Raw genomic sequence first — 8,623 nt, forward strand, 5'->3', positions numbered from 1 at the left:
TCCCCATATTATGACCGTGTGGTCGACGTGATGGAGGAGCTGGTCAAGTTCACGTTGCTGACACGCGATATCTCCGGGCATTTGACGGACCGCTACAGTGAACGGAAGGAAACTGCGGAGAAGCTGGCCGCAAGGGTCGCGCTCGGGAGCATCTGAACATGAAGCGCTGGGTTGATGTCGCGGCGCTTGGTGTCTCCCAGATCATTGGCTACGGAACGCTGTATTACAGCTTCAGCGTTCTTGCCCCATCCATGGCCCGCGATTTAGGTTGGACCAGCGAGTGGGTCTTCGGGGCGCTGTCCATCGCCCTGCTGACAAGCGGTCTCGTCGCTCCCTGGACAGGGCGGTGGATGGACCGCTTTGGCGCAGGCCGGATCATGGCCTTTGGTTCTGCCGCCGCGGCGCTGGCGCTGGTCGCGTGCGCCGCGACCGGGTCCGTCATCACATTCGTTCCCGCGCTTGTCGCCTCCCAGGTCGCCGCGACACTGGTCCAGTACGGCGCCGCCTTTTCCCTGTTGGTTCAACGCCAGCCTGAAACAGCCCAACGCAACATCGTTTATCTGACCCTGATAGCAGGCTTTGCCTCAACGATATTCTGGCCGCTCACGGCATGGATGCATGGCTTCCTGGGCTGGCGTGATGTGTATCTTGTGTTCGCCGGTCTGCAGCTGGTTGTCTGTTTGCCGATTCACGTCCTGCTTGCCCGAAAACCGGACCTTAGCACCGCAAACTCCGAGCGACCGGGTCATCCAGCGGCGACTTCACCGCAGGACCACTTGAGGGACCGGGACCGAACCGCCGGCTTCGTTATGATGACAACGGCCTTTGCTCTGCAGAGTTTTATCAGTTCAGCGGTTCTCATTCATATGCTGCCAATGCTTGCCGCACTTGGGTTGGGGGCGGCTGGAGTTGCTGCGGGAACGTTGTTCGGCCCCGCGCAGGTCGCAAGCCGGTTGCTCAACATGGTGTTCGCGAAGAACCTACTGCAACTTCATCTGGCCATCATCTCCGCCGTTCTGCTCGTTTTGGCGCTGACAGTGATCATCGTTGCCCCCCCTTCATTTTGGGTCGCGATGCTGTTCGCCACCCTGTTCGGCTTGGGAAGCGGCCTGTTCAGTATTGTCGGCGGAACCTTGCCGTTGGAGCTTTTTGGCCATCAGGGCTACGGCGCGCTTCAGGGGCGGGTGATGTCCGTCCGGTTGATCGTCAGCGCGGCTGCCCCGTTCACATTCGCATTGCTGATGCACAATGCTGGTGTGACTTGGGCGCTTCTGGCCTCAGCCGGCATCGGAGCTGGAGCCATTGTCGCATTCCTGATCATTCTCAAACTCAATCGGCGCGCTGCATTGCTTGAGCGACACCAGCCAACCTCGGAGGCGACCACATGAACTTCCTCGTGTTCCTAGGCTCCGAGCGAGATAGCACCCCACCACGCCCGGCCCGCCTGGGTCTTCGTGTTTCGCAGGCCTGCGTGTCCACACTTGCGTCTGCTGGCCACGAAGTGTCCTTGATTGATCCTCTGGATTTAAACCCGTCGCACCCGTTCAAGCCGCATTTCTCCTACGCAGCTGCCGTGCGCGAAGGGCTGGCGGCGGCAAAGCGCGCGCTGATGACGCCAGAAGGCGTTCTCGATAGCAGCGTTGAAGGCCTACATAACTCCCGCGTCGCCATCAGCGACCTGATTGGACAGGCGAAGCAAGCCGGTGCGAGGCAGACTGTCGCCCAGCTTGAAGATGTGGTGACGAAGCTGGATCAGGCACTGGAGGCCGTCCCGCTCTACGGGCAGGCCCGGCAGGGGTTCAAAGCTGCCAGCGAACCTCTGGCGCCATTCGACGCCGCGCGCGGCCCGGGACGCGTCATCGAGCGTGACCAGTTCAACAAGCAGTTCACCATGCCGGCAGAGCGCGTTCCTGACGCCCTGTCGTCGGCTTCTGACGCCCGCGCTTTCAATCAGGTAGCGACGCCGGCCGCCCGGGAGGCGATGGAATCCCGGCTCGTGACGGACGTGCTGGACACGATGAAGGGCCGGGGACTGGACATCTCGGCCGCCGGCATCAGGAACGCCGTCCGGAAGCAGGAAGACCTGTTTTCTCAATTCCCCGCCGCGAAAGAGCGGCTTCTGGACATCGCCGCGTCGCGCGACGGGCTGGCGAAGATTGAAAAGTCCCTCATTGGCGGGTTGGCGAAACGGGATATGACGACCCAGAAAGCGGTCAATGCGCTGTTCCCGGAAAACCCGCTTCCCGGCAACTCCCAGCAGACTTTCGAGGCAATCCAGGCGCTGTCCGCACAGAAACCAGCGGTCGCGAACCAGCTTGTCCGGACCTATGTCGAGCAGGTGTTCAACAGGACAGCTCGCGAGCTGACCGGTGGCCCGAACGTGAACGGCGGCGCGCGGTTCGTCACGGAACTGATGGGAAATTCAGAGAAGGCCGCCAATATGCGGGCTGCGATCCGGGGGCTGAAGGATGGTGACGACATCCTGCCCGGCTTTGAACGCATGCTGGAAATTCTGGAAACGACCAGATGGCGGCCGGGGCCGGGGTCCGACACGGCGTTCAAGATTCAGGGGCAGAAGGATCTGGCGGGCGGCTCCAGCATCACGGGCAAGATAACAGAGCACGTCACCACTGGCGGCGTCCGCATTCCCAAAGACATCGGCCAGAGCTGGACCGATTGGCGGGCAGGCAAGAATGCCGAACAGCTAGCGCGGATCGTCACCAATCCCAAGGCCGCTCCAGTGCTCAAGGCGCTGGCCAGATTCGAGACCGGCAGTCCTCAGTCTATCTACCTCGCGGCTCGCCTGACGGCCCTTGGGAAGCAGGCTTTTGACAAGGGGAACCACAACAAGTGACGCGATGGCCGCCACAAGCGCTATCATGGCAAACATCACGCGCCAGTCATCGGGGCTTGTCCCGAAAAATTGGACAGCGCCCGTCACCACCCCTGAGAACGCCAAAACAGACAGCGCCCATACGAGGGCGCTCATTGGCTTGTATCGGATAGCGTCCCACGTTCGCGTCAAAATGGCCGTCAGGAACGCACAGAAGACGAGGGCGACGAAGAACGTCCCGATAACCGTAATCGGCTCGGTCGGGTGTTCGCGGAAAATCCCGTATGTCAGCCACCCGATGAAAAGGGCCTGTACTGCCATCCAGATCAGACGCGACATGGCCCTCATTCAGCATCCTTTGGCTTTGGCGCCAGCGTCATCCAGGCAACGGCTCCGATTGTCAGGCCCGCCATGAACCCCAGCGGTGCGCTGACAAACAAGGCTACTATCGCCATGGCGGACCCGCCACCAGAGAACTCACCGGGTTCCAATGGCTGAGAGCTATCGAGCGAGACGACTACGGCAACGGTGGTTATGGCTCCAGCGACCCCGCATGCCAGTGACCAGAGGATAGCGAAGAGGGGGCTCATCAGATGGCTGTTAGCTTGGTCCGTTCGGTATGGATGTGGATCATTCGGTGGTTCATTTGCAATCCCGGAGCCTCTGAGCGCTGTCAGTGATGTACTCCTTGGCCGATTCATCTTCGCATCGGCTGATGTGCTCGTTCATTGATTTCAACGCGTAGCGACTGCCGAGGACGAGCAGCGCCCCAATGGCCAGCACAATCAGAATGTCGCGTCCTTCCACCCTCACGCTCCCATCACCTGAGCATTCGTAGCATGGCCGCAACGTTAGGCTGGCTCAGTCATCCATCTCTAGAGTGATTGAATTTCCGCTGCTATCGGTGCCTTCGATTTCGACGGTGCCGCCAGATTGGCGCATATCGTCTACGTCCATCGTGTGGTAGGAGCCGTCCTTGTAGTATTCGATTTCCCTTCCCGGTCGAACCAGTTGGCCTTTCTCGATTTCGATGCTGGCTCCAGATTCTCTTTCAGTCCCGTTCCATGCGGCAAGGGTCGTCACAATGGTCGCTGCGACCACCAGACGGCAAAGTTGCTGTTGCGTCATGGGCCCCCCTCCCGACTATCGCGAGCGACCGTAACCGTCGCCAATGCCGCCCGTGTGCCTGTTATAGTTGCCGTAAGCACCATAGTTGTTGGAGCGTGAGCTATCGCGGTTGGTCCGGTAGTGTCCGCCGACGTAATTTCCGCTGCGGTTGGTATGCGGGCGAACGTAGTGGCTGCTACCACGAGAGCCTGTTCCGTAGCTGAACCCGCCGCTGCTGCGTGCTTCCACATCCGATGGCTGCAATAAAAATGCTGCCGCGACTCCGGCAGCCCCGAGTGCCAAGAACTTGATCATACCCACCCCACAGCGAATTGGCTTCGGACCAGTCCAACGCCTGCTTCTCGGAGCTGTCAACGTCACGTAACGGTAACCACCTTGGATAGCCCTGTCGGGGTTTCGAGACCAGTACGCCCGCATGCGCGCGCGAGGGCAGCCTCGCTAATCGGGCTTCATCAGCCTCTTGGCATTGGCGAGGCATAGCAAGCCATCGTGGAGCCGGTAATTCCTCTCCAATTCGATGAATGCTTCAAGCAGGCTTGGCGCGACATTGTCGTAGTTGGTCGTGAACGGAGGGACGTTGTCGCGCGGGACCATGGCGCGCTTCCGCTCAGTTTCAGTCAGGCAATACTGGACCCATCCGCGAGCTACTTTGTTCAGGTCCGCATAACGCTCGAGCTCAAAGCTGACGGCTCGCTGCATTTGAACCTGTGCTTGGCCAACCTTAACGTCCAAGGCCATTGCCCCTGTTGAGGGTGCCCATAGCAGCAAGGCTGCCCATAAGAAGCTGTGCTGCATAAGGGTTTTCCCGTTAGAAGGAGAAGGTCAGGCCGCTTCCATTGCCAGAGGCTCAATCGCAGCCAGATCATCATGGATCTGGCGTTCGGCGGTTTCCACATCATGCCGGCTCTGGAGGTTAAGCCAGAATTCAGGTGTAGTGCCGAACAACCTGGACAGGCGCAGCGCTGTATCAGCTGAAATGCCAGTATGTTCATTCACGATGCGCTCAATGCGCGTACGCGGCACATGGATCGCACGGGCAACTGCAATAGCGGAGAGGCCCAGCGGCTCCATGAATTCTTCGCGAAGGACTTCCCCAGGGTGAAGGGGAGGAAGCGTGGTCATCGTCTGTCTCCCTCAGTGGTAGTCGGTGATTTCAACGTCAAACGCATGGCCGTCTTTCCAGGCGAAGCATATCCGGAACTGGTCGTTGATGCGGATTGAGTGTTGGCCGGCCCGATTCCCCTTCAGGGCCTCCAGCCTGTTTCCGGGCGGCACACGCAGATCCACGAGGTCAGCCGCAGCCGCCAGCATTGCCAGCTTGCGTCGGGCAACCTTCAACAGGTCAGCCGGAAACCCCTTGGGCAGCCGTCCCGCTGCGACGGCTTCTGTTGTCCTGTCCCTGAACGTCCTGATCATACGTTGCGCCGCTTACTGTTCATGGAATGTATCATTCAATGATACATTGTCAATCTCATGCAACCCAAAGCCGGCTGGCGTCCATTTTGGACATGCCCGGTTGAACCCTATCCGGACCTTTAAGGCTGGCTCGCGCTCATAGCGCGGCGGGTCTCACAGCGATGCTGAGGGTGGGGGAAGATGGCAGCGGGGCCTGGTCTGAAAATGCTGCTCTACGGGTGGGACTTTGTGCCAGAAAAGGTAAGCGATTCAGTGCCAAAAAATGGCGTCCAACAGACAGCTAACTGGCTGATTTTGTTTAAAGTGCGCGGCTTACCACTGAACTACGCCCGCGATCCTGATGCCGAAACGTGAGCGTTTCGCCGGGGATCATCCCTCCTGCAGCAAATCACTGGAGAGGACTTTCATCTACCCGCTTTGCCCCACGCCAATCAAGAGCCATTGCACAGGCGGCAGGTTTCGCCAGCGGCCATGCACAGGGAGACAGGGGGGGCTATCTCCGGCAGCGAACCCAGTCCTGTCCGCCTTTCACCGTCCGGTAGCAGAATCCGCGTCGCTTCAGCTCGTCCGCAGTGTTGGAGCGACGACCGCACGCCTGATCCGTTTTGGGGTCGTCGCCGCTTCCACCGCGACAGTCATCGTTGATGTCGCCCCATTGGTCGATCAGCGCCCTGTCGGACAGTTTGCGGTTGTTGGCCGGCGTGGGTCGGGATGCCTTCGGTTGTCCATGGGTGGTCCCGCACCAGATGTAGTCCTCATCCTCCAGAGAGAACCGCTCGCGCGTCGGGGTGTCGAGAATGAACGACTGGTGGGAAATCATATCGTACTCCCGGCAGGTCGACTGGACGTGGTGACGGTGTGGGGGGAGGACGGTTTTGACCGAGGCAACGACGCACGCCATTTCCGGTCCCTGAAACTGTCGTCCCCCTTTCGCAACCTGCCACGGGGGAAGATCGAGTTCACCCTTCCTGAACTCAGCGCACTTTTCGGAATTCTCCGCATAGAACCCGTCACGCAGGGGAACCCGGTCACTGGCGATGACCGGGTGGGCGATGGTCAGGACGGACAGGGCCAGTCCCGCGATGGAGATCATCCGCATCGGGTCAGCCGTACTTCCGTTTGAACGCCGCGTCCGATGAGGTGAGGTAGATGATCCCCTCGATGAAGCCGATGATGGCGGGAATGAACGTCCAGCAGAAGACGAGGTACAGCAGACCCATTCCGGTCTGTCCGAGATAGAACTTGTGGAAGCCGAGCCCACCGAGCAGGAAGGCGAGGATTGCAGCGGTCACCCTGCTTTTGAGGGGAGGAGCGTTCGCGGCGTCGCTGCCACCGACAGCAGCGGCTCCACCGCCTGCGTTCATGAACACCTGGGATGTTCCCTGCCGCTTCAGCATCTCGATTTCACGCATCTGGGGATCGAGGATTTCCCCGCAGTGTTTGCACTTTTTCGATTTCGCGTTGATCGGCTCCGAGCAGTACGGGCAATCGATCGTCACAGTCGATGTCGCTTCCAAATCAGCCCCCTTCACTCATTTCGCCTCCCAATCCCCAGCAGGGAGAGGCGTAATTACGCGTCATATAATACGTGGTTTCATATGAAGGCAACTGATTGCCTCCACCCATGGAGGCGCAGCAGCTTGTCGCGTGGAATCTGAGAAGACTGAGGGTCGCGAAGGGCGTCTCACAGGACGATCTTGCCTTGAGTGCAGAGATCGAACGGGCGTACGTGGGCTATCTGGAACGGGGAAAGCGGAACCCGACCGTGGTCACGCTGGAGAAACTTTCCAACGCGCTCGGCATTCACATATCGGAGCTGTTCACGGAACCTGAGGGCGATGTTGCGCCGATTACGCCTCTCCGTGCGGGACGCAAAAAGAAGTGACTTCGGTCACCCATACACGACGAATTCTGACCCACGATCCAGACCGACAAAATCCTTCACGGCGATCTCCCCCGAACATCGCAGTTCATTCCGAAGGTCGTCGAGGGTCACCGGGTACCCGAAACACAATGTGTCGATCGCGTACCGTCCCTTCATTTTCCTCCGGGTATTAAAAAACGAACGGTCGAAATCCCGTCTGTGATCAACAGGGATCATCCATACGGATTCCATGATCAGGTTCTGAGGGCAGGGGGTGCCCCGTTTCGTTCGGAAAACCGGGACCTCGTTGCTGAGATACGCAACAGCAGGGAGGGGGAACAATGGTGACGGTCCGTCTGTCCCGAACATCCCGCAACAGATAGTCCTGTAGAACATCCCGAAACGCGGGAACCCGATCGCGGGTCGGTTCTCCGCGGGTGTCATCCTGTCGTTGAAAATGATCCTGACCGTACGGAACTCCACGTCCCCACTGTCACCGTCAGTGAGGTGGAACGTTCTCCGTACATGGTCGAAAAGTTGGGTGGTGACGTGATCGTCGTTCAACATAAGTTTCCAGATTTCATATTCATGAATTTCTGAAACAATCAATCAAAACTGAAATATCGTCCACATGTATCATTATATACTGAACGGGAATCCATTGCATACTGCGTATGCAATCACATCTTCGATGTGTGTTGTTGTTTTTTCTTTTTTAATTTCACGAACGGGATATCCCACATAACAATGGGGACGGGGGAAATCCATAAAAGTTCAATACGGGACTGGAAGGATGGACAACTACGGATTTCTGGGGTGATTGTATCCGGGGAAATCACACCAGAAACTCGGGTATTCAAACGACTGGATATCACCAGATCACGTGAATACCCCACGTTCTACAGGGTGTTATCAAAATCCATAATTGTTATATATGGGCCTAGGGTCGCGAACAGTTACGGATTTTGGGAAAATCAGGTGACAGGGTACTTCTGATCAACGACGGGTTGAGATGGGGTCAACCACAAACCGCCCGTTCAATGGTGATGGTTGTACGGTGGTTTATCCCACCCTGTAATCCCTTCAGAACGTCGTACACACGTGACATGACGTTATCTGGTTGGATCATACCTGATCAGAAATTATCACTTCAATTCAACCACTTTTCCGAAAATCCGTAAAAGTTCTATATGGGCGTACGGGTGCGAACAATTATGGATTTCGATATCCACGGCAGTGGTGTCTGATCTTTTATACTCCAGATTCTGTTTCAACCAACATCACCCTTGACGTTGCCCCCGGAGCCTGTTCCGGATTGAAGTTTGATCTGGCCCTGCTGAGAGGACCAGACATGAAGCGCACCCGGTTTTCAGAAGAACAGA

12 protein-coding genes and 1 pseudogene are annotated in these 8,623 nt (G+C 57.9%); 5 read left to right on the forward strand and 8 right to left on the reverse strand.

Features of this window, described 5'->3' with window-relative positions; genetic code table 11:
* The 3 genes and pseudogenes from EV666_RS18730 to EV666_RS17745 all read left to right on the forward strand — a co-directional run.
* Positions 1 to 156: pseudogene (locus tag EV666_RS18730) on the forward strand (arsenical resistance protein ArsH); the annotation flags it as partial.
* A gap of 2 nt (positions 157 to 158) precedes the next feature.
* Positions 159 to 1,388: an arsenite efflux MFS transporter ArsK gene (gene arsK, locus EV666_RS17740; RefSeq protein ID WP_132010925.1), complete on the forward strand. Its 1,230-nt coding sequence runs from the start codon at positions 159 to 161 to the stop codon at positions 1,386 to 1,388.
* Entirely contained in the window at positions 1,385 to 2,854 is a 1,470-nt protein-coding gene (locus tag EV666_RS17745; RefSeq protein WP_132010927.1) for a hypothetical protein, read from the forward strand. Before arsK ends, EV666_RS17745 begins: the two co-directional genes overlap by 4 nt.
* A 621-nt stretch (positions 2,855 to 3,475) precedes the next feature.
* Here EV666_RS17745 and EV666_RS18370 read toward each other — a convergent pair.
* From EV666_RS18370 to EV666_RS17765, 5 genes are all read right to left on the reverse strand, one after another.
* Entirely contained in the window at positions 3,476 to 3,640 is a 165-nt protein-coding gene (locus EV666_RS18370; protein ID WP_165910077.1) for a hypothetical protein, read from the reverse strand.
* A gap of 54 nt (positions 3,641 to 3,694) precedes the next feature.
* Positions 3,695 to 3,961, reverse strand: a complete 267-nt coding sequence (locus tag EV666_RS17750; protein ID WP_165910078.1) for a DUF5334 family protein — start codon at positions 3,959 to 3,961, stop codon at positions 3,695 to 3,697.
* 438 nt (positions 3,962 to 4,399) lie between these two features.
* Positions 4,400 to 4,756: a hypothetical protein gene (locus EV666_RS17755; protein WP_132010929.1), complete on the reverse strand. Its 357-nt coding sequence runs from the start codon at positions 4,754 to 4,756 to the stop codon at positions 4,400 to 4,402.
* Between the two features lie 27 nt (positions 4,757 to 4,783).
* On the reverse strand, positions 4,784 to 5,083 hold the full coding sequence (locus EV666_RS17760) for a HigA family addiction module antitoxin (RefSeq protein WP_132010931.1): 300 nt from the start codon (positions 5,081 to 5,083) through the stop codon (positions 4,784 to 4,786).
* Positions 5,084 to 5,095: 12 nt separating this feature from the next.
* On the reverse strand, positions 5,096 to 5,377 hold the full coding sequence (locus tag EV666_RS17765) for a type II toxin-antitoxin system RelE/ParE family toxin (protein ID WP_132010933.1): 282 nt from the start codon (positions 5,375 to 5,377) through the stop codon (positions 5,096 to 5,098).
* Between the two features lie 180 nt (positions 5,378 to 5,557).
* On the opposite strand from EV666_RS17765, the gene EV666_RS18375 reads away from it, so the two are divergent.
* Positions 5,558 to 5,731 (forward strand): hypothetical protein, encoded by a 174-nt coding sequence (locus EV666_RS18375; RefSeq protein ID WP_165910079.1) that lies wholly within the window; start codon positions 5,558 to 5,560, stop codon positions 5,729 to 5,731.
* Positions 5,732 to 5,870: 139 nt separating this feature from the next.
* Here the strand turns inward: EV666_RS18375 and EV666_RS17770 are convergent, their stop codons facing one another.
* Together EV666_RS17770 and EV666_RS17775 are read right to left on the reverse strand one after the other, a co-directional pair.
* Complete coding sequence (locus EV666_RS17770) at positions 5,871 to 6,476, reverse strand: hypothetical protein (protein WP_132010935.1); 606 nt, start codon at positions 6,474 to 6,476, stop codon at positions 5,871 to 5,873.
* A gap of 4 nt (positions 6,477 to 6,480) precedes the next feature.
* Positions 6,481 to 6,909: a TM2 domain-containing protein gene (locus EV666_RS17775; RefSeq protein WP_207906452.1), complete on the reverse strand. Its 429-nt coding sequence runs from the start codon at positions 6,907 to 6,909 to the stop codon at positions 6,481 to 6,483.
* 92 nt (positions 6,910 to 7,001) lie between these two features.
* On the opposite strand from EV666_RS17775, the gene EV666_RS17780 reads away from it, so the two are divergent.
* Entirely contained in the window at positions 7,002 to 7,262 is a 261-nt protein-coding gene (locus EV666_RS17780; protein WP_132010937.1) for a helix-turn-helix domain-containing protein, read from the forward strand.
* 6 nt (positions 7,263 to 7,268) lie between these two features.
* Here the strand turns inward: EV666_RS17780 and EV666_RS18380 are convergent, their stop codons facing one another.
* Positions 7,269 to 7,418, reverse strand: coding sequence for a hypothetical protein (locus tag EV666_RS18380; RefSeq protein WP_165910080.1), 150 nt, complete (start codon positions 7,416 to 7,418; stop codon positions 7,269 to 7,271).
* Positions 7,419 to 8,623 lie beyond the last annotated feature (1,205 nt).

This window comes from Camelimonas lactis (genome assembly GCF_004342915.1).
Classification (GTDB): domain Bacteria; phylum Pseudomonadota; class Alphaproteobacteria; order Rhizobiales; family Beijerinckiaceae; genus Camelimonas; species Camelimonas lactis.